The 25,397-nt window shown below is 56.6% G+C and carries 27 protein-coding genes; 23 read left to right on the forward strand and 4 right to left on the reverse strand.

The window, feature by feature from the left end; genetic code table 11:
• Positions 1 to 125: 125 nt before the first annotated feature.
• Positions 126 to 1,721: a GMC family oxidoreductase gene (locus ACR0NM_RS12955; RefSeq protein ID WP_480615064.1), complete on the reverse strand. Its 1,596-nt coding sequence runs from the start codon at positions 1,719 to 1,721 to the stop codon at positions 126 to 128.
• A 109-nt stretch (positions 1,722 to 1,830) separates the two neighbouring features.
• Between ACR0NM_RS12955 and ACR0NM_RS12960 the strand changes: the two genes are divergently transcribed.
• From ACR0NM_RS12960 to ACR0NM_RS12975, 4 genes are all read left to right on the forward strand, one after another.
• Positions 1,831 to 3,069 (forward strand): TRAP transporter substrate-binding protein, encoded by a 1,239-nt coding sequence (locus ACR0NM_RS12960; protein ID WP_170402109.1) that lies wholly within the window; start codon positions 1,831 to 1,833, stop codon positions 3,067 to 3,069.
• Between the two features lie 66 nt (positions 3,070 to 3,135).
• Complete coding sequence (locus ACR0NM_RS12965; RefSeq protein WP_170392533.1) at positions 3,136 to 3,801, forward strand: TRAP transporter small permease; 666 nt, start codon at positions 3,136 to 3,138, stop codon at positions 3,799 to 3,801.
• Positions 3,801 to 5,159 carry a TRAP transporter large permease gene (locus tag ACR0NM_RS12970; RefSeq protein WP_170594355.1) on the forward strand — a complete coding sequence of 453 codons (1,359 nt, stop codon included), beginning with the start codon at positions 3,801 to 3,803 and terminating at the stop codon, positions 5,157 to 5,159. Before ACR0NM_RS12965 ends, ACR0NM_RS12970 begins: the two co-directional genes overlap by 1 nt.
• 11 nt (positions 5,160 to 5,170) lie before the next feature.
• On the forward strand, positions 5,171 to 5,950 hold the full coding sequence (locus ACR0NM_RS12975) for an IclR family transcriptional regulator (protein ID WP_480615066.1): 780 nt from the start codon (positions 5,171 to 5,173) through the stop codon (positions 5,948 to 5,950).
• Between the two features lie 271 nt (positions 5,951 to 6,221).
• Here ACR0NM_RS12975 and ACR0NM_RS12980 read toward each other — a convergent pair whose 3' ends face one another.
• Positions 6,222 to 7,274: a LacI family DNA-binding transcriptional regulator gene (locus ACR0NM_RS12980; RefSeq protein WP_480615068.1), complete on the reverse strand. Its 1,053-nt coding sequence runs from the start codon at positions 7,272 to 7,274 to the stop codon at positions 6,222 to 6,224.
• Positions 7,275 to 7,430: 156 nt separating this feature from the next.
• Between ACR0NM_RS12980 and ACR0NM_RS12985 the strand changes: the two genes are divergently transcribed.
• From ACR0NM_RS12985 to ACR0NM_RS13055, 15 genes are all read left to right on the forward strand, one after another.
• A complete protein-coding gene (locus ACR0NM_RS12985) occupies positions 7,431 to 7,622 on the forward strand; it encodes a hypothetical protein (protein ID WP_170564329.1) in 192 nt (63 codons plus the stop codon).
• Positions 7,623 to 7,654: 32 nt separating this feature from the next.
• On the forward strand, positions 7,655 to 8,800 hold the full coding sequence (locus tag ACR0NM_RS12990) for a TRAP transporter substrate-binding protein (RefSeq protein ID WP_170392537.1): 1,146 nt from the start codon (positions 7,655 to 7,657) through the stop codon (positions 8,798 to 8,800).
• A 102-nt stretch (positions 8,801 to 8,902) separates the two neighbouring features.
• Positions 8,903 to 9,418 (forward strand): TRAP transporter small permease, encoded by a 516-nt coding sequence (locus tag ACR0NM_RS12995; protein ID WP_170392538.1) that lies wholly within the window; start codon positions 8,903 to 8,905, stop codon positions 9,416 to 9,418.
• A 15-nt stretch (positions 9,419 to 9,433) separates the two neighbouring features.
• The gene (locus ACR0NM_RS13000; protein ID WP_170402124.1) at positions 9,434 to 10,765 is read left to right on the forward strand and encodes a TRAP transporter large permease; all 1,332 of its coding nucleotides are present in this window, start codon (positions 9,434 to 9,436) and stop codon (positions 10,763 to 10,765) included.
• A gap of 36 nt (positions 10,766 to 10,801) precedes the next feature.
• Positions 10,802 to 12,109 carry a histidinol dehydrogenase gene (gene hisD, locus ACR0NM_RS13005; protein ID WP_170819320.1) on the forward strand — a complete coding sequence of 436 codons (1,308 nt, stop codon included), beginning with the start codon at positions 10,802 to 10,804 and terminating at the stop codon, positions 12,107 to 12,109.
• Positions 12,110 to 12,117: 8 nt separating this feature from the next.
• Complete coding sequence (locus tag ACR0NM_RS13010) at positions 12,118 to 12,855, forward strand: SDR family oxidoreductase (RefSeq protein ID WP_170609663.1); 738 nt, start codon at positions 12,118 to 12,120, stop codon at positions 12,853 to 12,855.
• Entirely contained in the window at positions 12,852 to 13,814 is a 963-nt protein-coding gene (locus ACR0NM_RS13015; protein ID WP_480615071.1) for an alcohol dehydrogenase catalytic domain-containing protein, read from the forward strand. Before ACR0NM_RS13010 ends, ACR0NM_RS13015 begins: the two co-directional genes overlap by 4 nt.
• 18 nt (positions 13,815 to 13,832) lie before the next feature.
• A complete protein-coding gene (locus ACR0NM_RS13020) occupies positions 13,833 to 14,138 on the forward strand; it encodes a UxaA family hydrolase (protein WP_170392543.1) in 306 nt (101 codons plus the stop codon).
• Positions 14,139 to 14,150: 12 nt separating this feature from the next.
• Entirely contained in the window at positions 14,151 to 15,329 is a 1,179-nt protein-coding gene (locus ACR0NM_RS13025) for a UxaA family hydrolase (RefSeq protein ID WP_170392544.1), read from the forward strand.
• Between the two features lie 208 nt (positions 15,330 to 15,537).
• Positions 15,538 to 15,954, forward strand: coding sequence for a universal stress protein (locus ACR0NM_RS13030; RefSeq protein WP_170402133.1), 417 nt, complete (start codon positions 15,538 to 15,540; stop codon positions 15,952 to 15,954).
• Positions 15,955 to 16,109: 155 nt separating this feature from the next.
• On the forward strand, positions 16,110 to 16,997 hold the full coding sequence (locus tag ACR0NM_RS13035; protein ID WP_170564335.1) for a helix-turn-helix transcriptional regulator: 888 nt from the start codon (positions 16,110 to 16,112) through the stop codon (positions 16,995 to 16,997).
• Positions 16,998 to 17,110: 113 nt separating this feature from the next.
• Entirely contained in the window at positions 17,111 to 18,064 is a 954-nt protein-coding gene (locus ACR0NM_RS13040) for an alpha/beta hydrolase (RefSeq protein ID WP_170513551.1), read from the forward strand.
• Positions 18,065 to 18,122: 58 nt separating this feature from the next.
• Complete coding sequence (locus ACR0NM_RS13045; protein ID WP_480615073.1) at positions 18,123 to 18,617, forward strand: nuclear transport factor 2 family protein; 495 nt, start codon at positions 18,123 to 18,125, stop codon at positions 18,615 to 18,617.
• Positions 18,618 to 18,670: 53 nt separating this feature from the next.
• Positions 18,671 to 19,177: a nuclear transport factor 2 family protein gene (locus ACR0NM_RS13050; protein ID WP_170420457.1), complete on the forward strand. Its 507-nt coding sequence runs from the start codon at positions 18,671 to 18,673 to the stop codon at positions 19,175 to 19,177.
• Between the two features lie 111 nt (positions 19,178 to 19,288).
• On the forward strand, positions 19,289 to 19,981 hold the full coding sequence (locus ACR0NM_RS13055; RefSeq protein ID WP_480615075.1) for an SDR family NAD(P)-dependent oxidoreductase: 693 nt from the start codon (positions 19,289 to 19,291) through the stop codon (positions 19,979 to 19,981).
• 3 nt (positions 19,982 to 19,984) lie between these two features.
• Here ACR0NM_RS13055 and ACR0NM_RS13060 read toward each other — a convergent pair whose 3' ends face one another.
• Positions 19,985 to 20,821 carry a LysR family transcriptional regulator gene (locus ACR0NM_RS13060; protein ID WP_480615077.1) on the reverse strand — a complete coding sequence of 279 codons (837 nt, stop codon included), beginning with the start codon at positions 20,819 to 20,821 and terminating at the stop codon, positions 19,985 to 19,987.
• A gap of 91 nt (positions 20,822 to 20,912) precedes the next feature.
• On the opposite strand from ACR0NM_RS13060, the gene ACR0NM_RS13065 reads away from it, so the two are divergent.
• Together ACR0NM_RS13065 and ACR0NM_RS13070 are read left to right on the forward strand one after the other, a co-directional pair.
• A complete protein-coding gene (locus ACR0NM_RS13065; RefSeq protein WP_480615079.1) occupies positions 20,913 to 21,908 on the forward strand; it encodes a quinone oxidoreductase family protein in 996 nt (331 codons plus the stop codon).
• 37 nt (positions 21,909 to 21,945) lie between these two features.
• Positions 21,946 to 22,686 (forward strand): SDR family oxidoreductase, encoded by a 741-nt coding sequence (locus tag ACR0NM_RS13070; protein ID WP_480615081.1) that lies wholly within the window; start codon positions 21,946 to 21,948, stop codon positions 22,684 to 22,686.
• 28 nt (positions 22,687 to 22,714) lie between these two features.
• Here ACR0NM_RS13070 and ACR0NM_RS13075 read toward each other — a convergent pair whose 3' ends face one another.
• Complete coding sequence (locus ACR0NM_RS13075; protein ID WP_170392553.1) at positions 22,715 to 23,602, reverse strand: MurR/RpiR family transcriptional regulator; 888 nt, start codon at positions 23,600 to 23,602, stop codon at positions 22,715 to 22,717.
• 130 nt (positions 23,603 to 23,732) lie between these two features.
• On the opposite strand from ACR0NM_RS13075, the gene ACR0NM_RS13080 reads away from it, so the two are divergent.
• Together ACR0NM_RS13080 and ACR0NM_RS13085 are read left to right on the forward strand one after the other, a co-directional pair.
• A complete protein-coding gene (locus ACR0NM_RS13080) occupies positions 23,733 to 24,815 on the forward strand; it encodes an alcohol dehydrogenase family protein (RefSeq protein WP_480615083.1) in 1,083 nt (360 codons plus the stop codon).
• Between the two features lie 17 nt (positions 24,816 to 24,832).
• Positions 24,833 to 25,390, forward strand: a complete 558-nt coding sequence (locus ACR0NM_RS13085) for a dimethylsulfonioproprionate lyase family protein (RefSeq protein ID WP_480563556.1) — start codon at positions 24,833 to 24,835, stop codon at positions 25,388 to 25,390.
• Positions 25,391 to 25,397 lie beyond the last annotated feature (7 nt).

The following is a 25,397-nucleotide window of genomic DNA, read 5'->3' on the forward strand; positions in this document are numbered from 1 at the left end:
AAAGCGGTCGCAAAGCGAATGCAGATTCCAACCACCGGCACAGCGCCAGATCGTTTTTGATGCGATTGACGCACTGATCTATTGATACTGTAGGGATCAGGCGATCAGATACGATGGCAGATTTCTCAAGCATCCGCCTTAATCAGGTCGCTTGCCTTTTCGCCAATCATGATCGCTGGTGCGTTGGTGTTGCCGCTAACGATTTCCGGCATGATCGAACAATCAGCCACCCGCAGGTTCGAAATACCGTGTACCTTTAGTCTTGCGTCGACAACAGACGTCTCGGCGTTCCCCATCGCGCAGGTGCCGGTTGGGTGGTAGATCGATACGCTGTTCGATCTGGCCCAATCCAGAGTGCCTTCATAATCTTCGCAGCTCAGCTCTGCCGTTGGTCGAAACTCTTCTGAAATCTTCGAGGCCAGAGGGTTCTGTTTGGCAATCCCGCGCGCGATGTTCACGCCGTCGACAATGGTTCGGCAGTCCGTCTCAGTGGACAGATAGTTCGGGATGATCTTGACATGCTCGGATGGGTCCGGTCCGTTCAGGCGCAGCTCTCCCCGACTTTCCGGACGCAGTTGGCAGACCGACATCGTGAAGGCCGAAAACGGATGCACACCTTCGCCTGGGCTGTCGGCGGACCAGGGTTGCACGTGGAACTGAATGTCGGGCGTCTCAACATCGGGCCGGGTTTTCATGAAACCAGTCGCAAGGCTGGCGGCCATTGTCATCGGACCCGCACGGAATAGTGCGTATTTCAACGCGATTCGCGCCTGATTGAACAGGCTGCGAACTTCGTCATTCAGTGTGGGCTCATTGCATTTGAACACCAGCCGCGCCTGCAAGTGATCCTGAAGACCTTTGCCAACACCCGGCAGGGCGTGCAGCGGTTTGATACCATTTTCCTTTAGATGATCCGGCTCTCCGATCCCTGACAACATCAGGATTTGGGGAGAGTTGATCGCCCCGCCGGACAGGATGACCTCGCGCCGAACAGTCAGTGTCTGCTCGGTACCAGAACGATCCCAGTAGACCAGCCCGGTTACTTTTTTCCCATCCAGAACCACACGCGACACAAGCGCTTTGGTGATGATGTTGAGGTTCTGACGACCGCGAATGGGCTTGAGATAGGCGACGGCGGCGCTACAGCGGCGCCCATTGCGCGTGGTCAGTTGGAAGTAACCCACGCCTTCTTGCTCGGCCCCGTTATAATCTGGGTTGAACGGGTAACCCGCGGCCTGTGCTGCTGCGACCCAGGCATCGCAGATCGGGCGCTGAATGCGCATGTTGGACACTGACAAGGGGCCATCGACGCCATGATATTCATCCTCGCCGCGCTCTTGATCCTCACAGCGTTTGAACAGGGGTAGCACGTCGTCCCAGCCCCAACCCTCGTTGCCCATTTGCCGCCAGCGGTCGTAATCTTCCTTCTGGCCACGCACATAGAGCAAACCGTTCAGCGAGGATGAGCCACCCAGAACCTTGCCCCGTGGCCAGTCGATGGATCGACCGTTAAGGCCGGGGTCGGGCTCAGTGCGATAGCACCAGTCAACTGAGGGGTTATGCATCGTTTTGAAATAGCCGACGGGGATGTGAATCCACGGGTTGGTATCGCGGCCACCTGCTTCGAGCAGCGCAACAGTTGTGTTGGGGTCTGCGCTCAACCGATTGGCAATGACACAGCCCGACGATCCTGCGCCAACAACTGCATAATCCACCTCCATGACCGCCTCCTTCCAACGTCGCTGAAAAAAACTCTATGCAAGATGCAAGAATTATACTAGCCTTTTTTGATACAAAACGTCTCAATAATTGCGATCAGGGAGGTAAGCAATGGAGATCGGACGGAAACTAAGTGGTATTTCACGGCGAGATTTCTTCCGCGTGGCCGGGCGTTACGGCATGAGCTCGACACTGCTGGCGGCGGGCGGGTTCGGCGGCGCGATGAGCCTGGCGAATCTGGCGCAGGCCGCCGAATCCACCTATGAGAAGCGCTTTTCGAAAGAGCCGAAGCACACGCTGAAATTCGGCGCGTCGGGCTTCAACACCCGCAACCTGTTGATTGAACGCGCCGGCGCAATTGAGTTCGCGCGCGACCTGGAAGAACGCACGGACGGCGAGATTCGCATCGAATTCATCGGCGACAACCAGATCTGCGGCCAACTGAGCTGTGTCGAAAAGACCCAGCAGGGAATCGTCGATATTTATGCCGCCTCAACTCAGAACTCGGCCGGAGGCGCACCTTATCTGAACGTGCTGGACTACGCCTATATGTTCCCCAGCCGCGCGGCGCAGTATCACTTCTTCTATAGCCCGGCGAGCCAACGGATCCTGCGTGATCCGCTGGAAAAACGGCACGGGTTGAAGTTCCTGTTTACCCATTGTGAGCTACGCGGCCTGCAAATGGGATCGACCTTTGCCGACAAGCCGACCGTCACCAAACTGGAAGAGTTGTTTGGTACCAAGAACCGCGTGACGGGTACGCAGTTGGGCCGGATTGCAATGCAATTGCTGAATCTGAACCCGGTCCCGGTGGCTTGGGAAGAGACACTGGATGCGCTTAAGACAGGTCTGATCGATGGGGCGGAAACCTGGGCCTCGGCCGTGGCTTACGCCAACATGGCGCCGGTGGTTTCGCAGTCGGTCAATCTGAAATTTTTCTGCGGCACTGAACATACGTCCATGTCGGCCGAGGTCTTTGACGGTCTGAGTGGAGAATTGCAAGACGCAGTTATGGAATCTTCCTACTTCACTCAAGCGTTAATCCAGGGTGCGAATGAAGCCGCATTGCTGAATACGGTAGGCTTCTCGGAGCCGCAATTGCCGGACACTATCTTCGCCGAAAATGGCGTGCGCCCGGCATTCCTGGCTGACGATCAGATCAAGCTGGCCGAAGAGATGTGCGCCCCGAACTACAACCCAGAGCCTTGGGCCCAGTGGCGCGAACGTCTGAATAAATGGGCAGGCGGCATTGATACCTATCAGGAAATCTACGACATCGCGCGCGAGATTCCGGCCGACACCCTGCCGGAAAATGTCGAACCGCGCCGTTGGTGGAAAGGCGAAGCCTGATAGACTGTTACGAACCGGCCCTGAGCGGGCCGGTTCAACTTTATACCGACTGGGAGGACGGGGTTCATGTCGTTTTGGGCAGACATCGGCGCGATTTTCAGCGCCTTTCTCAGCCAGGATTCGTTCGAGATTCAATCCGCACTGGAATCCGACGCCGCCTGGGTGTTGGGCGCGATTGTCTCGGCGATTGGCGGAATCGTGATCATGTTGATCTATCGGGCGGTGCCCTTTGTTGAACGTCATCTGGAACGGTCGGTGATGGTGTATTCCTACCTTGCGATCGCATTAATCATCTTCTGGGGCGTGATCGACCGGTTTGTGTTCAACGATCAGGAACCCTGGTCGACCACCATTCCCCCGCTGCTGTTCATGGTCATGGCGTGGTTTGGGGCGTCGTACAATGTCCGCCTGCGCACACATCTGAGCTTCAGCGAATTCCGCACTGCAATGCCGAGGGCTGGGCAATTGGCTTGCCTGATACTCGACGCGATATTGTGGTTCATCTTTGCGGTGATCGTCATCGTGACCACAACACGGCTGGTGGCATTGTCGGCATCAAACTTTCAGATCGTTCTGGGTACAGACAATATCATGCAGTGGTGGTTCCTTCTGGCCGCACCGCTGTCGTTCTTTCTGATGGTCGGGCGCGTGTTTCAGAACCTTGCCGATGATCTGAACAACTGGAAAACAGGCGAGCCGCTGATCAAGCAGGCCGTGATCGGAGCAGACTGATGACAGACGGAACTATGGTCACACTGATCTCTCTTGCGGTCACCTTTCTGTTCATGCTGGGCGTGCCGGTTTTGCTGGTAATCGGCTATTGGGTCATCGGCTGTTCGTTTGTTCTTGGCCTGACGCTGGACAATATGGGTGCTGAACTTCTGAACGTGTTCAACAAGGGTTTCGCCTTGCTGGCGATGCCGCTTTTCATCCTGACCGGCGACCTGATTAATAAATCGGGCATCGCGCGGCGGCTCAGCGATTTCGCCTATGCCTGTCTGGGCTGGATACGCGGCGGGTTGGCGATGGCATCCCTTGGGGCTTGCGGATTGTTCGCAGCAATCTCAGGTTCAAACTCGGCCACAACCGCCACGATCGGTTCGATGCTGCACCCTGAGATGGTCAAAGGGGGGTATGACGAACGGTTCAGCGCGGCCACGGCGGCGGCAGGCGGTACGGTGGGGATCATCATTCCTCCCTCGATCATCTTCATCGTCTATGGCTTCCTGATGAACCTGCCGATATCAGAGCTGTTCGTCGCGGGTATCCTTCCTGGCGCGCTGATGGTCTTTGGCATGCAGTTCGCCTGCTGGATCATCTGCCGCATGAACGGGTGGGGTCATCTGATCCCGCTGCAACTGAACCGGGTGTTGAAAACTGCATTCGGTGCCTGGCTTGGATTCTTCGCCATCGGGCTGGTGCTGTGGGGTATATACACAGGCAAATTCTCACCAACTGAGGCAGCCGGAGTGACGGTCGGCTTCTGCGTTATTGCGGGGTTGGTCAGCTATCCGATCAATCGGATCATGGGCGCGCGGAACGACATCTCACCCACCGAAAAAAGCTATGCCGAGATGTTTGTCGTCGAAGGCTTCACGATCCCCGAGATCCCCTCAATCGTGATCCGCTCGGCCCAGATCACAGGTATCCTCGCACCGCTGATCGCGATTTCTGTGGTGATGCAGCAGATCCTGTCATTGCTCGGCGCTCAGCAAACCATTGGGGATTTCGTAACCTCGATGGGTGGCTACTATGCGGTTCTGTTTACTTCGATGGTGATCGTTTTCTTCTCGGGCATGGTACTCGAAAGCCTGCCTGTCACGATTATCCTGGCCCCGATCCTGGCACCGATTGCGGCCTCGGTCGGGATTGATCCGATCCATTTCTCGGTAATCTTCCTTGTGGGGGCTTCGATTGGCTTCATCACACCACCCTACGGTCTCAATCTCTACGTGGCATCAGGGGTGACTGGCGTTCCCTACTTCCGTCTGCTTCGGTACACTGTGCCCTATCTAGCAGCGCTGATATCAGTGTGGATTTTGATCTCGCTTGTACCCGATCTGGCCTTGATCCTGCTGCCAAATAACTAGACTGTTGCGGGATGGCCGAAACGGAAACACAAGACAAAGAAACTCAGATCCCAACTAACTTGCGCCTTCTCCTCATCCTTGAGGAGGTGGCGCGACGCGGGGTTGCCGTCAAACCATCGGACCTGATCGAGACACTCGGTCTGGCGAAACCAACAATCCACCGTTTGTTGCAAACAGCAGAGGCCGAAGGTTTCCTGCAGCGCGATCTGGATGGCCGCTCATACGGTCCTGGGCACCGTCTGCGGTTGCTTTCAGTCAACACCATGTCGTCCGAGCATCTGCGCACAGCGCGTTTGGCGATCTTACGCAGTGTCGCCGAACAGGTTGGAGAGACCTGCAATCTCGCCATCCCTGACCGAGAGGGCATGATCTATCTTGACCGGGTTGAGACGAAGTGGCCTTTGCGCATTCAATTACCGGTCGGGACACAGGTTCCCTTTCATTGCACCGCCAGCGGCAAGATGTACTTGTCCACGCTCCGGCAGAAAACACTGGATGGATTTCTTTCAGCAGGAAATCTGCAGCCACAGACTGAAAGCTCCCTGACCGATCCGCAGTCATTGCGCACGGAAATCCAACATATCGCTGAGAACGGTTATTCCACTGATGATGAAGAGTTCATGAGTGGAATGGCAGCCCTAGCAGTACCCGTTCAAGATGGGCAAGGCCGATTGGTGGGCACACTTTCGGTTCATGCACCGACACAACGTCACAACGTCATTAGCCTGATGTCGTTTCTGGGTATCCTGAAAAAGGGAGCAAATGAACTTTCGGCTCTGTTAACCACGTGACCAGAACCTGAAAGACAGCCGCGACATAATAATTTTTGCCCGATTGCCACGGCAGGCATCGTCCGGTTCGGGGCATTCTGCATCGCAACGGATGAGCCGCGCACAAAGGCCTTCCTCACAGCTTTCTTAGTCTGCTAGCCATAAACTCTGAATCTAAGAAATACTCACACCAGTAGTTCAAGTTGGATTGGCCGTGCATGCCGAATCCGGGTCGTACATCGTTGGTAGATTCGAGCGGGTAGATTTCCAGAGATAGCCTTAAAGGACAGGATCACTCGACAGTGCGGGCAGGACCGAGTGATTGACGTAGTCTTATTTCTGTCGGCAACTCAACACTTTGACCGCTGTGCGCATCACGGAGTATCTGGATCAGCATCCCTGCAGCGCGACGACCCATCTCGCGATGCGGGACATGGACCGTCGTAAGAGCGGGTTCGGCGAGCATTGCAATTTCGATATCGTCAAAACCGGTAATTGAGAGGTCCCTGGGCACCTCAAGCCCCATTTCCCGAGCCGCACGTAAGGCTCCGACCGCCAAAACGTCATTGACGCACATCACGGCAGTCGTTTCTGGTGCGGCTGTCATGACCTCGCGCAAAGCAACTTCACCAGTTTCAACGCCGTAAGCGGTCTCGACAAGAAACATTGTATTCGGGTCTTGACCGGCCTCTTGTTTGGCATCCCGAATGCCTTGAACGCGTTCCCTTGCCCGATCATTCGAAGCGGTTGGTGCAGAGATACACGCGATATGCCGATGCCCATATCCAATGACCTGCCGGGCAAGGGCAAACATCGCAGCCCGATTGTCAAAGCCGATGGCCGGCGGGGATTGGTCAGGATCAAATGACCAGGCGATCAAAGTTGGTACACGCTGCTTTTCCAGAAACGCATAGATTTCCGGTTCGCGATCGTATCCAATCAGCAGCAACCCATCTGCACCCCGCGCTACCAACGCACGCACCTGTTGTTCTTCCAGCTCTGAATCATAGGCGGACGAAGCAACCAGAAGCGTTTTACCATGCCGCACCAGTTCTTCCTGAAACGCCTGTAGTCCGCGTGCAAAAACAGCGTTCTCCATAGTCGGTATCACGGCAGCAATCGTATTTGTCTGCCTTGCTGCAAGGGCTTGGGCTCCGAAATTTGGCGCGTACCCAAGTTCTCGTACGGCTGCCAGAACTCGTTCCCTTGTGCTTTGCCCTACCCGCTCTGGCGAGTTCAGGCACCGCGAGACAGTTGCGGTGGACACGTTCGCATGTCGGGCAACATCTGCAAGGGTTGGGACTGTGTTTTCGTGACCGCTTTGAGGCATGGTTTTTCTTGTCATTCTGGATTGGCAACTAGCTCAAGACAAATTCTATCAAAAGCACGATTTGTCGGGAACCTACAGCACATATGCAATGTAAGCGCTTGCATAACAAAATGTAAGCGCTTACATTGCAGGCGACTCAGTGCGAGACATTGGATGGGTTGGGGAGGACGCATGCCATACTTGATAGCTGGAATATTGCTACTCGCGTTTGTAGCGAACGTAGTGATCGGAGCAGTCTCGAATGCGCCCTTGGTCAACAATATCTGGGAAATGTTGATCTTGTTTGCTGCGGCCATCGCCTTTTCGATCGGCATTCTGCGGAGCGAAGCAAAAGAAATTTCGGAGAAAAAACCAAAGGAATAAATCCGAAAAAAAGTCCAACGGGAGGAGAACACATGGACAAGACTAAACAGGAGCTGGCTTCGGCCGAGCGTCGGAATTTTTTGAAACTCGCGGGCACCGGCTCGTTCACGGCAGCCATGGTCGCCGGTGCGGCTGGGACATTGTGGTCCAGCGAAGCGGCAGCACAGACCGCCGCCGAGGAACGCGATCGCGAAAACGCGGCTGAATTCAAGATGACGCTGGCAACGGCTTATGTACTGGGCGCGTCTCGCAGCTATCCGATCATGCAGTTGGACCTGAAAGAAAACATCCAGAACATGACGAATGGCAAGGTCTATGTGAAACTGGCGCCCGGTGGTCAGCTTGGCGCTGGTGGTGCACTGGCGCAGGCGGTTCAGGGGGGGACCATTCAAGCCGCGCAACACTCGCTGTCGAATTTCGCGCCCTTTGCGAGCGTGGTTGATCTGATCAACCTTCCATATTTCTGTGGGTCCAACCAGCGGTTCACGAACCTGACTTCCTCCGAAGCTTGGAAGGCGGAAGTAGACCCCAAGATCGCGGCATCCGGCTTTAAAGCGCTGATGTATATCGTGATCGATCCGCGCGTCGTCGCTGTTCGCCAGGGAGGCAACGCAATTATTACCCCCGGCGATATGTCCGGTGTCAAATTCCGCGTACCCGGATCAAAAATGCTGCAGCAGTATTATGGCATGGTGGGTGCGAACCCGACGCCTGTTGCGTGGGGTGAAACTCCGTCAGCGATCCGGCAAGGCGTCGCAGACGCGCTTGATCCCTCGGTGGGCGCGTTGCATGTCTTTGGCTTTGGTGAGATCCTCAGCCATGTGACCTTCACTCAGGCGGTGCCGGACAGTCAGGTCTATTCGATCAACCTTGAATGGTTCGACAGCCTGCCGATGGACGTCAAGGAAGGTATCGAATTTGCGGGCGAAGTCACCCAGCAGCAGAACCTTTCCAAAGTGCCTTCGGCACGGGCCTACGCCATGTCTCAATTGATCGCGAACGGCGTCGAGTTCCACTCGCTCAGCGAAGATCAGTTGGGCGAATGGAAAGAGGCCGGTGGCTATCAGCGCAGCGAATGGGACAGCTTCAAGACCGAGCTGGCCGGATCGATGGATGCGTTCGCCAAGCTGGAAGAAGCCGCAGACACGCGTGCGAAATACTACGTGCACGACGCCTGATCGCGTCTTCGGGCCGGCGCGTCCAGCGTCGGCTCATCCGATGTTTGCCCATTAAAAACCCACTAGAACACGTCGCCGCCGCGTGACGGTAGTGAGGATGCTATGTCTCAGCTCTTTCGAGCGATTGATAAAAATGCCGAACGTTGGCTGCTTTTAGTCTTCTACGTCATGCTCGTCGGCACGATGTTTATCGAAGTGGTCCGGCGCGAGGTCTTTGCCTACTCGTCCATCTGGGGCGAAGAAATCGTCCGGTATGCGTTCATCTATCTCGCATGGATCGGTGCCGCCGCTGCAGTCAAGGAACGCGGGCATATCCGCATTGATGTTCTGATGCACTACGTCCCGCGCACGGTCAAAACGCTGCTGTACATCTTCGGCGACATCGTGATGTTCATCGTGGCACTCGTCGCAATCTATTGGTCGTGGGAGACAGTCCACGTGTCCTGGAAATTCGGGTCTGTCACACACGGCCTGCGGATCAGCCAGGTCTTTTTCCTGATGGCGGTGCCGTTTGGCTTCGCGCTGGTCATCTTTCGGCTGGTGCAGTCCTTCCTCCGCGATATTGCCGACCTTCGAACGGGCCGTCCCGTCTACGAAGGCGACAAGCTGTTTGATTAAGGGAGGGCCTGAGCCATGATGTGGCAACAACTCGGCGGTCAAACGCTTGAACTTGGGTGGGATTTCTACGCCTCTGTCATTCTCTTCGTCGCTCTTGTCGCGCTCGCCGTTCCGGTCTGGGCCGCGATCGGCGCAGCATCGATCACAATGCTGATCATGTCCGGCGCATTGCCGCTGAGCCTTGTCGGTGAAAAGCTGTTCTCGGGCATCGATGCCTTCGCGCTGACCGCCGTACCGCTGTTCATCCTGACCGGCGACGTGCTTGTCCGAACCGGGCTCAGTCGAAAGTTTCTGGACGTCGCCGAAGCCCTGACCTGCTGGGCCAAGGGTGGCTTCGGTTCGGCCACCGTCCTGGTCTGCGGCATGTTCGCAGCGATCTCCGGGTCGGACGCAGCAGGTGCGGCAGCGGTAGGGCGGATGACTATCGACCGGCTGGTCGAGAGCGGTTATCCCCGCCCCTACGCCTGTGCTTTGGTCGCAGCAGGAGCCTGCACCGGCATCCTCATCCCGCCCTCTATCGCCTATATCATCATCGGCCTCGTGCTGGGCATAGCGGTCTCGACCTTGTTCCTTGCTGCGCTGATCCCCGGCCTTTTGATCTTGACGGCCATCCTGATCACCAACGTCGTGATGAACCGGCTGAACCTTTGGGAAGGCGGTGGCATGATGACCGCAGCTGAATGGCGCGCGAACCTGTGGAAGACGGTCAAGTCCGGCTGGTACGCTTTCCTTGTCCCCGGCATCATTTTCTACGGCATCTTCTCGGGGAAACTGACCCCGACCGAGGCAGGTGCCGTGGCGGTCGTCGTGACCATCGTCATCGGGTTTATCCTGGGCACACTGAAATTGTCCGACTTCCCGGCCATGCTGGTCAGTTCGGCCAAGGTCAACGGTGTGATCCTTCCGATCATCGCCTTCTCGATCCCTCTGGCCGAAGCTCTGGCGATCATTGGAGTGCCGCAAGGATTTGTCGGAGCTTTGACCTCAGTCAGCAGTAACGAATTCGTACTGATCGCCATGATGGTCCTTATCCTAATCATTGCGGGCTGCGTTATGGAAACGACGCCCAACATCGTGATCCTGGCACCGATCCTCTACCCGTTGGCGCAAGAGATTGAGATGAACCAGATTCAGTTCTGCATCATGATGATCACCGCGCTGGGGGTCGGGTTTATTACTCCACCCTTGGGGCTGAACTTGTTCGTGGTGTCGGGGATTACGGGCGAGTCGATCCTCAAGATCGCCTACCGCGCCATCCCGTTTGTTTTCTTCATGCTGATCGTGACGTTGATGATCGCCTATATCCCGGCGTTCTCTACCTCGCTGTTGCCTGATGTCTATCGATAAGCCGCCGAAAGACGCGGTAAGAAAAGGACCTAATTCATGACCCGTGAATACCTGAAGAAAGCCACGCTGACCGCGCGCAGCGGAGCGTCAGATGTCAGTGAAATTGTGCAGGGAATCCTGACTGATATTGAAGCAGGCGGCGATGCCAAGGCGCTAGAGTACGCTGCCAAATTCGACAAATACGAAGGCAACGTCATTCTAAGCGATGCCGAAATCCAGGCCGCGATGGATGCCGTGCCAGAAAAGCTGAAGCGCGACATCGAGTTCAGCCACAACAACGTCAAACGCTTTGCCGAGGCACAGAAAGCGTCCATGACCGATATCGCAGTCGAGGTCGTCCCTGGTCTGACTGCAGGTCAGAAGATGATCCCCGTGGATGCGGCAGGCTGTTATGTACCGGGCGGGCGATACAGCCATATAGCCAGCGCCATCATGACGGTCACCACGGCAAAAGTAGCGGGATGTAAGCACATTGTCGCGTGCTCACCGCCGCGCCCCGATGTCGGTATCGCGCCTGCGATCGTCTACGCCGCGCATATCTGTGGCGCCGACAAGATCATGGCCATGGGCGGCGTGCAGGGGGTTGCGGCGATGACCTTCGGGTTGTTCGGGCTTCCCAAGGCTAACATCCTTGTGGGCCCCGGCAATCAGTTTGTGGCCGAAGCAAAGCGTATCCTGTTCGGGCGTGTCGGCATCGACATGATCGCGGGCCCGACGGACAGTCTGGTCCTTGCGGATGTCACTGCTGATCCGATGGTTGTTGCAACTGACCTCGTTGGGCAGGCCGAGCACGGATACAACTCACCGGTTTGGCTGGTGACAGACAATCGCGACCTCGCCGAAGAGGTTATGCGCTTGGTGCCAGTGCTGATCGAGGACCTGCCCGAAGTGAACCGCGAAAACGCTACGGCTGCGTGGCGCGATTATGCCGAGGTCATCCTGTGCGCGGATCGCGAAGAAATGGCGGCGACATCGGATCAATACGCCCCGGAACACCTGACAGTCATGGCCGATGATCTTGATTGGTGGCTGGATCGGCTGACGTGCTATGGGTCGCTTTTCTTGGGCGAAGAGACCACGGTTGCCTTTGGCGACAAAGCCTCGGGCACCAATCACGTGCTGCCCACGAGCCGGGCGGCCACTTACACCGGTGGCCTCAGCGTCCATAAATACATGAAGATCGTGACCTGGCAGCGCTCGACCGCTGATGCGATGAAGCCGATTGCGCAGGCGACGGCCCGTATCTCACGCCTTGAAGGTATGGAGGGGCACGCGCGTACTGCGGATATTCGACTGGCCAAGTTCTTCCCCGATGAAAACTTTGACCTGACAGCCGAAGACTGACCCAACCCGTGACCTATCATCCTGATCTCACTGGACATACCGCTCTTGTGACCGGGGCCAGCTCCGGCCTTGGTCGCAGAGCGGCAGAGGTACTGTCGCATGCCGGCGCTAAGGTCGTGGGCGTGGCGCGACGTGCAGAAGCGTTGGCCGAGCTGGATCAGGTTCATGCGCTGCCATGGGATCTTTCGGATCGCGATCGGTTGGCAGAGCTGGCCGTTGCCGCGTCGCAGCCGTTTGGGGCACCGGATATTCTGGTGCATGCCGCCGGAATCAACACGCGCGAGGCTGCGGATGATGTATCGCCTGAGGGGTGGGACATCACACTGGGATTGAACCTTGCCGTTCCCTTCTTTCTGTCGCAGCACCTAGTGCCCGATATGAAGGCCAAAGGCTGGGGACGGATCGTAAATTTCGCATCGCTCCAGTCCAGCCGGGCTTTTCCAGGTGGGCTTAGCTATGGGGCGTCAAAGGGCGGCGTGGCACAGCTGACCCGAGCAATGGCCGAGGCCTGGTCATCAAGCGGAATATGCGTAAACGCGATTGGCCCCGGGTTCTTTCGAACCGAGCTGACGGCTGCAGTGTTCAATGATCCTGAACGCGCGAACCGTAATGCTGCGCAGACCTGTATCGGTCGCAACGGTGAGCCCAAAGACCTCGACGGCCCGTTGTTGTTCTTTTGCTCTGATGCCTGTGCCTACGTGACCGGGCAAGTTTTGATGGTTGATGGGGGGTTTACAGCGAAATGAAAGCTTTGGTTTACACCGATGTCGAAACACTGGAATACCGCAAATTCGCTAACCCGGAGCCAGGCCCCGATGAGGTTCTCGTCCGTATCGATAGCGTCGGCATTTGCGGGTCTGACATGCACGCCTATCTGGGCCATGATGACCGCCGCCCGGCACCGCTGATCCTCGGCCATGAAGGGGCCGGAGTGACTGCTGATGGTCGCCGCGTAACCATCAATCCGCTGGTAAACGACCCCAACAGCGCGGCCAGCCGGTCCGGACGTGAGAACCTTTGCCCCTCGCGACAGATCATCTCAATGCCGCCGCGCGAAGGCGCTTTTGCGGAGTACGTCGCTATCCCAGAGCGCAATTTGATTGAAGTGCCCTCGCATATCACGCTGGAGCAGGCCGCACTCGCCGAACCGATTGCGGTCAGCTGGCATGCGGTGCGGCTGGGGCTTGCGGCCCTGCACCCGGCAGACGAACGGCGTGCCCATGTGATTGGCGGCGGGGCAATCGGGCTAGCGGCAGCTCTTGCGCTCACTGCGATGGGGGTCGAGCAGGTGACCTTATCCGAACCCAACGCAGCCCGTGCGACCTATCTTCGCGACATCTGTGGAATCGCCGTTGTGGACACACCGGAACAGGACATTCCATTGGTGATCGACGCAGTGGGGTTTGCGTCTACCCGTGCGGTTGCCTCGGCGCTCGTCAGCCCGGGCGGGGTGATTTTGCACATCGGCCTAGGCAGTTCCGAAGGTGGATTGGATATCCGACGCATCACGCTGCAGGAAATCACGCTAATCGGCACCTACACCTATACCGCACAGGACTTCCGCGACACATGCAATGCCATGTTCAAGGGCCGCCTCGGGACGCTTGACTGGGTTGAAACCCGCGACCTGTCCGACGGGGCCGCGGCCTTTACAGACATTCGCGCTGGCAAGACGCTTGCGCCGAAAACCATCCTTAAACCATAGCAAAAACCGGAGACCTTCATGTCAAATCCAGCCCCAAATGAAATACCGCACCTTTTGGTGCATGAAGAGGAAGACAATGTCGGTGTCGTGGTCGTCGAAGGCCTGACTGCAGGCACCGACATGCTGTGCTGTATTACACATGACAACTCGACCTTTCGCCTGACCGCAGGTGCGGATGTTCCGATTGGCCACAAGATTGCGCTCACGGACCTCAAGAACGGCGATACGGCGATCAAGTATGGTGAGGATATCGGCAAGATCATCGCTGACATCCCACGCGGCGGGCATGTCCACACGCAAAACTGCAAGACCAAGCGCTGGTAAGGGGTTAATACCATGAGCAAATATTCGAACATGACTGTCATGGGCTACCGGCGCGAAAACGGCCGGGTTGGTGTGCGCAACCACGTGCTGATCCTGCCCGTCGATGACATTTCCAACGCCGCCTGCGAGGCAGTCGCCAACAACGTCAAGGGCACGCTGGCAATCCCACACGCTTATGGCCGCCTTCAGTTCGGCGAGGACCTCGAGCTGCATTTCCGCACCATGATTGGCACAGGGGCCAACCCGAATGTCCACTCGGTGGTGGTGATCGGCATCGAGCCGGGTTGGACCAAACGCATTGCCGACGGCATCCGCGAGACCGGCAAGGACGTGGCAGAGTTCTCGATCGAACAGAACGGTGACTTCGAGACCATCCGGCGCGCTTCATGGGCCGCCAAGGATTTTGTCCACAAGGCCACCGAGGTCCAGCGCGAGGAATGCTCGATCAACGAGCTTTGGATTTCGACCAAATGCGGTGAAAGCGACACGACAACGGGTCTGGGGTCCTGCCCAACCGTTGGCAACATGTATGACAAGTTGCTGCCCGAAGGGATCACCGGGTTCTTTGGTGAAACCTCGGAAATCACCGGGGCGGAACATATCTGCCAGAAACGCGCCATCAATGAAGAAGTGGGCGAACGCTGGTACAAGATGTGGAAAGCCTATCAGGACGATGTAATCTTTGCCCATCAGACCGATGACCTCAGCGACAGTCAGCCAACCAAGGGCAACATCGAAGGTGGCCTGACCACCATTGAGGAAAAGGCGCTTGGCAACCTCGAAAAGATCGGCCGGACTTCGCAGTATATCGACATTCTGGAACCTGCCGAGCAACCTAACTCGGGCAAAGGCCTCTACTTCATGGACAGTTCATCAGCTGCGGCGGAATGTGTGACGCTGATGGCGGCGGGCGGTGCTGTGATCCATACCTTCCCGACAGGCCAGGGCAACGTGGTGGGCAACCCGATCGTTCCGGTCATCAAGATCACCGCGAACCCGCGTACAGTGCGCACCATGGGCGAGCATGTGGATGTTGATGTTTCAGGCATCTTGCGGCGCGAACAAACCATCGATCAGGCTGGTGATGCTCTGATCGATATGATCCGCAGGACAGCAAACGGCCGTAACACCGCGGCAGAGGCGCTGGGACATCGGGAATTCTCGATGACAAAACTGTATCGCAGCGCATAGTAACCTCAAGGCGGCCATTGCATATGCGGTGGCCGTCTTTCTCTTGAACCGAGGTCCAGAATGGGCGCGGCTCGAGGTGTTTGGCCACTAAGGCAGGGCGGGGTCCTGGGCAACAGATCAGAACCTTTAATTCTGAAAGTACTTATCAAGTTATGATGCACCAAGCCCTGCTCGTTGACATCGCCGAAACTCACTGGGAGTGCTTTACATGTATAAATCCATATTGATCCCCGTTGCCATTGATCATGAAGAGTTGGTTGCCGAGAAAATCACCACTGCCCGCAAGCTTTTGGCAGCTGACGGAAAGATCACACTACTTACAGTTCTGGAACAGATCCCGGGTTTTACGGCGGAATTCGTGACAGTGAAATCCGAGAACCATCTGACCAATAAAATCATGGGAACCCTAAAGTCGATCGCCGGAGAAGCGACCGATATAAACTGCCAGGTAGAAACGGGAAAGCCAGGGCTGCGCATTACCGAGTTCGCACGTGAAATCGGCGCTGATTTGATTGTTGTCGGAGCGCATCACCCATCGGCAATGGACTATTTTCTCGGATCAACGGCAGCGCGTGTTTCTCGTCGGGCATCGTGTTCCGTCTTGATTCAGCGACCGCAATCTTGAAAATTCTCTAAGCGTCGACCCGAACGCTACGGCTGCGTTGCGAGAAGCAGGTGGCCACGGCACCACTCCATGGGTTCGCACCCCTGTTGGATGTTTTCAACTGTGTGCGATCGACGCCAGCGAGAATTGCCCAGGTGCACTATGGGAGCCGACGATTGCCTTCGAGATATGCGGACATTTACCCCTCGGAACCTTTACTAAACAGCGATGCGATCGAGCGGCCTTCGGCTGCAGGGTTGATGTCCGTTCGGTATTTCCGGGCTGAGCCGGATCAGATGCCCGAGGATGTTTTCAAAGAGCATCACGTGCTTCTCAATCTCCAGACCATTCCGCACAGAGTTCAGAACTGGAGGGATGGTGAGTTGCGGGATTTCATGTTTCACAAGGATGAAATCATCGTCACTCCGGCTGGTATGCGATCGGGTTGGCGGTGGTACGCGACGTCTGATGTCATCGTTATCACGCTGGACCCGGCTAAGGTTGAACGCTTTGCTCAGTCCGAGCTGGGCATGCTGCTTGACCCGCAGCAATTTCGGGATTTGCCGCAGTTCTCGGACCCTGATCTGTGCACGGCTGGCGTTATACTGCGCGACGCATTGGAATCGACCGACATGTCTTCGGTCGTGATGTTCGAAGCCATGAGCCGCGTATTCCTAGTGAAACTGCTCCAGAAATATGGAAAACGCCGGATCGAAGATGTTCAGTTGTCATCCCGCTTCACATCCCGGCATTACCAGCGCGTTTTGACCTTTGTACAGAACCGGCTGGATCAGACCATAACCGTTGAGCAACTCGCGACCGAGGCGGGAATGAGCCCTTCGCACTTCGCACGCATGTTCAAAGAGACGTTGGGCACGACCCCGATGCAATATGTCATGGCCTACCGAATTGAACAGGCGATGAAGATGATGCAGGACCAGCAGCGTCCTCTGGGTGATATCGCTTTGGAATGTGGCTTTTCCGATCAGGCTCATTTCACGCGCAGCTTTAAACAGGTGGTGGGACAAACCCCCAAGGCTTATCGCGCGGCCAACATGGCTTGATGCAGGATCATTCAAAAACACAGCAGTCCGGTGCAATCAAGTGAACCTCCGGCAACGTATCTCTCTCGTCATCGGGCTTGCGCCCATCCAGACAGACTTTGGGAGATATCGCGATGAAAACCCTCGCTCTGAATACCGCTGCGGCTTTAATGGCCTCGACAGCTGCCGTCGCACAGGTCGAAACCCGCATTGTCACCTTTGAGAATGAAGGTGCCACCCTATCCGGCACACTGTACCTACCCGAAGAACGCGGCGATGCACCATTGCCAACGGTCGTGGTCACAGGGGCCTGGACCTCGGTACAAGAACAGATGCCGGCGAACTATGCCCGGGAAATGGCCGAACGCGGATTTGCCGCCTTCACCTTCGATTTCCGAGGCTGGGGTAAATCCGGCGATCTGCCGAACCAAGCGCGCTTTGTCGAAAGCCCCGAAGCCAAGACCTCGGACATCAAGGCAGCGATCGAATTCATAGCGACCCTGCCAGAAGTGGACGCCGAGCACATCAATGGGCTGGGTATCTGCGCCTCAGCGGGTTATATGGTCGATGCCGTCTCGGGCAACCCGCTGGTTCAGCGACTTGGTTTGGTTGCTCCCTGGCTGCAGAACGCCGAAATTGTTGAGGCCGTCTACGGCGGCGCAGAAGGTGTTGCCGGCTTGCTTCAAGTCTCTCGGGCTGCCGAAGCCGCCGGGGGCCAGATCATTCCTGCCGCGGGTCCAGAAGGTGCCGAAGGCGTGCTGATGCCGATCGGTGGTTACTACTATGAGGCTGACCGTGGGGCGATCCCGGAATATGATGACAAATGGAACAATGCAGGCTGGGAAGGCTGGCTGACCTACCATCCCGCCGACAACCCACAGCGTCTGGACAAACCGCTGACCATTGTTCACTCTGAAAGCGCAGCGATCCCGCAGGGCGTGCAGACCTTCCTTGCCGGATTTGCCGGTGACGCGACTGCGCAGTGGCTCGAGGATGTCACGCAGTTCGATTTCTACGACAACCCCGAGGACGTGACACGGGCGGCCGACGCCGTTGCCGACCACTTCCGCGCCGGATTGGATAATTGATCCTGCTGATCAGGCGTCGGACCTCGCTATCCGACGCCTCATTCCCTTGGAGACCCCAATGACCCGAAAACTTCAACTAGCACTCGCGGTCGCGACCGTTATGGGAGGCAACGCAATGGCCGATACCCCCGAAGACAATATGAAAGTGGTTCAGAACTTTTTTGCGGCTTACGGCTCGAACGACCTTGATGGAATCGCCGCTGTCATGGACGAGGACGTACAATGGCACATTCCCGGCCGCCATCCGCTGAGCGGCACCAAAAACGGTCGGGATGAAGTTTTGGCCTTCTTCGCCCAGTTGGGCGCAGCTGGGTTTCAGGCTGACCCGATCTACTTTGGCGCGGATGAAACCCATGTTGTAGATATTCACCGAGGCTGGTCCAACGCCGAAGGTAAGCCGAATGTCGATACCATCTGGGCTCTGGTCTACCGGATCGAGAACGGCAAGATCGTCGAGGCCACCAATCTCAGTGCCGATCAGGATGCGGCGAATACGTTTTTTTGGTCGCAATACAACTTAGCGCCCGTGCCTGAACGCTTGGCTAATGAATGAAGCAGGCGCAGCAACGCACGTTGCTTTGTACAACTCTGACAAAGGACTCGGATATGAAACGATCCCTCATCGCCATGCTCACCGCCATAACAATGATTGGAGGCCCTGCAATGGCCGATCAAACCGACATCACCCGCACCCTAACGGATATCGCTGCAGGCGCAGACCGGCATGATTGGACCCGTGTAAGGGATGCCTTCGCCGATCACGTCACCATTGACTACACCAGCCTTTGGGGTGGAGACCCGGCAACCCAACCCGCTGACGAACTTGTTGCGGGCTGGGCCGCCTTCCTGCCCGGGTTCGACAGCACGCATCACATGGTGACCAACCACGCAATCACCTCAGTTTCAGAAACCGCCGCGACGGCGCAGGCTGATTTCACCGCTACCCACCGGCTTGACGATGGCCTATGGGTATTGGGCGGCCGCTATGACTATGCGTTGGAAAAAACAGGTGAACGCTGGGTTGTGACAACGATGACGATGACCGCTCTTTGGGAAACCGGCGACCGTGGTCTCGTCGCCCTCGCTGGTGAACGCGGGGCCGGGGCCAACTGACATCAGTTAACGCCGCATCGTTGCGCGCCGGCTGCCTTGCCAGAGCGATGTTGGCAATCTCACTATTAGGCTTTGCTTTCGGTTAACTGACGAAAATTCAAAGGAAACCTCATGACCGAACAACGTATCGCACTTGTGACCGGAGCCAATCGAGGCATCGGTAAAGAAGTCGCCCTACAACTGGCCCGCGATCATGGATTATTTGTTTTGGTAGCATCGCGCGACCCGCAAAAGGGACAAGCCACGGCCGAAGAGATTGGGCATGGAGCTAGGGCCTTGCAACTGGACGTGTCCGATCAGAGCTCGGTCAACGCTGCCTTTGATAAGATCAACTCCGAATACGGATATCTCGACATACTGGTAAACAATGCAGGCGTTGACTACGACACGGATCAGCACGCGCTCAGCGCCGACCTGGTGCGCGTGCGTCGTGCTTTCGAGACCAACTTCTTCGGAGCCTGGGCAACAACCATTTCGGCCGTTCCCTTACTTCAAAATGGTCATGATGCCCGGATTGTAAACGTGTCTTCCGGCTCAGGAGCGCTGACAGGCATGTCATCCAGCACTCCTGGATATGGCATCTCGAAAACAGCGCTCAATGCGCTGACCATCAAGACTGCGGCTGATTTGAAACCCGAAGGCATCCTTGTCAACGCAGTGTGCCCCGGCTGGGTCGCCACTGACATGGGCGGGGGTGGTCGCCCGGTGTCCGAAGGGGCCAAGGGCGTCGTGTGGGCTGCAACACTGCCCGTGAACGGTCCAACAGGTGGTTTCTTTCGGGATGGGGTGCAAATTGATTGGTAGGATTTATCTCGGCGCCATGAAATCGATCAGTTTCCTGACACGCTCGGGCAACAGGCGACGGCTGGGATAAACCGCATACATGTCTCGAGTCAGCGGGACAGTATTCTCAACTTCCAGTCGTCGCAGATCGCCCTCCACCATATCCTTCGGCAACATCGCTATCCCCAGATTACGACGAGCGGCCTGTGCTATGACATCAAGGTCGCCAATATTATGGGCTATGTGGGCTGGATTCACCGTCTCTCCCGTTTCCAGTACCCAAGGTTGACCCGCCATCAGCGCAGGAAGAGTCTGGAACTTCGGTCGCGTTAAAGGACCCGAAAGCCCGTGCTCTCGAATGAAGCCCTGCCCTGCGCAAAAACAATATGGAACTGACCATAACCGCTTGGCAACAAGACCGGAGTCCGCAAGCGGACCGACCCGAAAGGCGAGGTCGATATTGTCCGCGAAAAAATCCAGCATGATGTTAGTCGTCGTCAGTTCAAGCTGGACCTGAGGATTTTGTTCCGCGAAATCCACCAGCTTTGGCCCTATCGTTGTACGAGCTGCCAAGGGTGGGGCCGTAATGCGGATCGTGTGGTGCCGCGTGTCATCGGTAAAACCCGCAACACGCTGAAGCGCTTCAATCGGATCCTGGCAACGATCCAGAAGACGGCGCCCCTCTTCGGTCAGGCACACCTGCCTTGTCGTGCGCTCGAATAGCTTAGCGCCCAGATGATCCTCTAACATGGCAATCCTGCGACTAATCCTGCTAAGCGGAATACCCAGCCGATCTGCAGCTTTGGTAAAGCTGAGGTGGTGGGCGACAACAGTAAACAGGCCAAGGTCGTTGTAGATCATAATTCTATTTATGAGATAATACCTTCCAAATTCAACTATTATCACGAAATGGCGTCATCGCTATCTTCTGCGAAACAAAAGGAGATGCATGATGCCGTACGCAATAGAAATCACCCAAACTGGCGGGCCCGAAGTTCTGCGAAGCGTTGACCAAGCTGTCGCACAGCCCGGTGCAAGAGAAATCCTGATCCGTAATCATGCCGGGGCGGTGAATTTTATCGATACGATTATTCGCCGTGGCGAAATGCCAGAGGGCATGATGCCAGACCTGCCCCATGTACCCGGCGTTGAAGGTGCCGGAATCGTCGAAGCGACGGGCAAAGATGCCGTTGGTTTCGCCGTGGGTGATCGCGTCGCATGGATGGGCCCGATTGGTGCGGGCGGCTACGGTACGCATTCCGTAATAAGTGCACCTTATGTAACCAAAATTGCCGATACCATCGCCTTTGAAACCGCAGCAGCAATCCCTGTCAACGCAATGACGGCCTATCACATGCTGGTCAATCTGGGCGGTGCGGCAGCCGGAAGATCCGTACTGGTGCATGCGGCTGCAGGCGGTGTGGGCACGATGGCCCTCCACATCGCCAAGCATCTGGGCATGACTGTGATCGCTTCGGTCAGCACTGAAAAGGTCGGATACGCCCAGGCGCAAGGAGCAGATTTTGTCATCGACTATCGTACTCAGGACGTGGCCACGCTGGTGTCAAAGATCACAAGTGGGCGCGGTGTTGATCTGACGTTGAATCCGGTTTCCGGTGACTCCTTGAAATCAGACCTTGATGCGCTGGCTCCCCTTGGAACGGCTGTGCTCTTCGGATTCCTTGCCGGGCCGCCAGCTGGCGATTTTGCCGAGGATCTGGCGAAACACTTCCAGAAATCTGTCTCAGTGCGGGTCAGCGATATTTACACGTATTTTTCCAACCGACCAACTGCATTCGGCGCGGACATGACCAAGGCATTCAAGCTGTTGGAAACTGGCATTCTGCGTCCTCAGATCACCACATACCCAATCGCCAAGGCCACGGAAGCGCATCGCCGCCTAGAGGCGGGCGAAACCACCGGCAAGTTGGTGCTCAGCATCGATTGACTCATTTAACAAACACGACAAGCAAGGAACCAAAGCAATGAACTCGGTTTTCGAAACGGCCCTCATCGGCAAACACGTTGTTATCATTGGCGGCAGCAGCGGCATGGGTAAGGCCACCGCAAAGCTGGCGGTGGCGCTCGGTGCGAAAGTTACCATCGCCAGCCGGAGTCCCGCCAAGCTGGAAGCAGCAGCGGCAGACATCGAAGGCGAAGTTCAGATCGCACCGGTCGATACCACCAACGAAACTGGCATGAAGTCCTGGGCCAACGGCCTTGAAAAAGTAGATCATCTGGTCATCTCTGCCTCAAGCGCAGCGCGTGGGGCCTTCGCCGAATTGCCAACCACTGACCTGCGCGCGATGTTCGAGGCTAAATTTATCGGGCCCTATGTGGCGGCGCGTGAAGTCTTGCCTGTCTTGACTGAAGGCGGCTCCATCACCTTCTTTTCTGGCGTCCTCAGCCGCCGACCCTCTGCCGGTGCAACGGGTCTTGGGGCCGTGAACGCGGCGGTCGAAGCCCTGTCCAAGGGGTTGGCATTGGAGCTATCAAACCGTGCGCGTGTGAACTGCATCAGCCCTGGAATGGTTGCAACCGAGGCTTACGCGGCAATGTCGAATGAGGCTCGCGAGGCCATGTTCGCTCAGGTTGGTAGCAGCCTGCCCGTCGGACGTATTGGTGAGGCCGAGGACATCGCCCAAGCTGTGATAATGGCAATGACAAATGGCTATCTCACAGGCGCTGTGCTGGATGTGGATGGTGGTCACCTGGTACGTGGCTGAATGGCCAATGCGGATTGGCCTGATCCAATCAGGGCTCTTCCGCGTGATATAGGCCTAGCTGATGGCGACGCTTGTGAAAGGTCGCCACTCTTTCGACGATCTCGTCGCTGGCCACTGCAATGACGAAGGACAAAAGCGTTTCGAGCAATGCTATAGTACTTACTGATGACGGGAAGAATTGCGGCGTATCCGCCGAGATGACGAACCCGTGTTGTGCATTGCGCAGAACAGGGCTGGCTGGGCTATCAGAAAGACCGACCACCGTCATGCCCTGCTCTCGGGCAACTTGCACCGCCTCGACCACTTCATTCCGATAAGGTTTGCAGGTCATCGCAATTAGTACATCGCGTTTGTCCGCCCATGCCAGATCGTCAATCGGATTTGATCCGGCGCGCGGGATAGCATGAAACTGCACCATGCCCGTCGAGGCCAGATAAACAAAGTTTCGCGCATTCGAATTGTTCACGCCAACGCCCAGTACGAACACGTTACGCGAATTCCAGATATCTTCAGCGGCGGCTTTCAGCTGTTCGGACGAGATATTGGCAAACGTCTCCTCGACGTTGCGCAGAGCGTCCTGAACCATATCCGCATAAAGCCCGCCCATATTGCCGGACTTACGAATATCCTGCAGCCAACGCGCGCGCTCCGGGAAATCGGCCTGCCCGCGCCGGATCGCCTCGCGGAAGGGAACCCGGAAATCTTCGTAGCCTTCGAACCCCACCTGCCGCGCCATTCGGACAATGGTATTGGGTTTCACATTGGCGGCTTCAGCAATTTCGCGTACAGTCGATACGCCCACGTCGCGCGGGTTCTCAAGCACATAGGTCGCAGCCTTGCGTGCCTCGGGTGTCAACTGAGACAGTTCTTCCGCCAGCCGTTCCAAAACTAAATTTGATACATCTGTCCCATTCATGATTGACGATGGTATTTTTGTTTGCATACGGTGTCGAGACCAAATCGACTCAGGGGGCCGGACCGATGTATTTCAGCTCACTCCCGCGTTTGATTGAGGTCACCGTAAATGCATCGACGGAGTTTGCCGCATGGCCCAATCCGAGACAATGAAGGCGATGGTCACCATGGGGCACGGTGATCTGGATCAGATGGTCTGGCACGAAAACTGGCCCTGCCCCACTCCCGAACCGGGCGAAGTTCTGATCAAGGTTGGTGCCTGTGGCCTGAACAATACCGACGTAAACACTAGGTCCGGCTGGTATTCTAAAACAGTCAGCGATGCGACCACCGGTGGCGCGTTTGAAGAGGTCGGCACTGATGACCCAACCTGGGGCGGAGCGCCACTGGCCTTTCCGCGCATTCAAGGGGCGGATGTCTGTGGACAGATCGTTGGAGTTGGAGACGGCGTGGATCCAAACCGCTTGGGCGAGCGTGTGATAACCGATTGCTGGTTGCGCGATCCGACCGATCCGGTGAACAAGGACAAAACCGGCTACTTCGGATCAGAGCGAGATGGCGGCTTTGCCGAATACACAACGATCCCGGCCGTCAATGCGATAGCCATCCAATCAACACTTTCGGATGCTGAGCTGGCAACCTTCTCCTGTTCCTACTCAACCGCCGAAGGCATGCTGACCCGCGCCAAGGTCACCGCGGCTGACACTGTTCTTGTTCCGGGCGCATCTGGCGGCGTCGGTGGCGCTCTGGTTCAACTGGCCAAGCGCCGAAATGCGCGGGTCATCGCGATGGCGTCGGAGGCTAAGCACGACGACGTGGCCCTGTTGGGTCCAGATGTCATCCTGTCCCGCGCCCCCGATGATTTGCGCAAATCGTTGGGAGACGAAAAGATCACGGTCGTTGCCGACGTGGTGGGCGGGTCATACTGGCCGCAGCTTATCAGCATTCTTGAACGCGGCGGACGCTATACCTGCTCGGGCGCCATCGCGGGACCTATGGTCGAGTTCGATTTGCGGACGTTCTACTTGCGCGATCTGACCTTTACAGGCTCGACTGTCATCGACCCCGAAGTAATGCAAAATCTTGTACGTTATATCGAAGCGGGCGAAGTAAAACCGGCCCTGGCCGCAACCTACCCTCTGAGCCAATTGCATGAGGCACAAACCGCCTTCATCGCGAAGAAACACACCGGAAACATCGTGGTGATCCCATGACGTTGGATGATGTTTTAATGGCCGCCAGGCGATTGCATCAGAACCACCCGGATTTGGCGGGTTTTGGGGGTTGGCCAACAGATTTATCCAGAACGGACTTACAGCCCGCACAGATTCCGGCAACCCGGCTTGTCAGCAAATTTGGTCTGAACGGTACGCCCGAAACACAGGCATTGGTTACGGCTATTGCAGCAACTGCTGAGCAAGCGCACTGGAAACTGACCTATTCCGAATCCGAAGTCGGTGCGGATTTCTTGTCTCGATACGGGTATTACGAACTGTTCGGACCCAGCGGGCATTTCCATTCGACCCAACTACGCGGTTATGTCGCCTATTGGGGCGCAGGTCTGCAGTATGACTGGCACAGCCATCAGGCTGAAGAGCTATACCTGACGCTCGCTGGAAAAGCCTGTTTTAAGGTTGAAGGGAATGCACAGCTTGTCGGGCCGGGCCAGACCCGCCAGCATGAAAGTTGGCAAAGCCACGCCATGACGACAAGCGATCATTCAATCCTGACCTTTGTCTTATGGCGGGGCGATGGAATGGATGAACTGCCTCGGATGGATGCCGCATGACATACTG

It is taken from the genome of Ruegeria sp. AF2 (genome assembly GCF_056542025.1).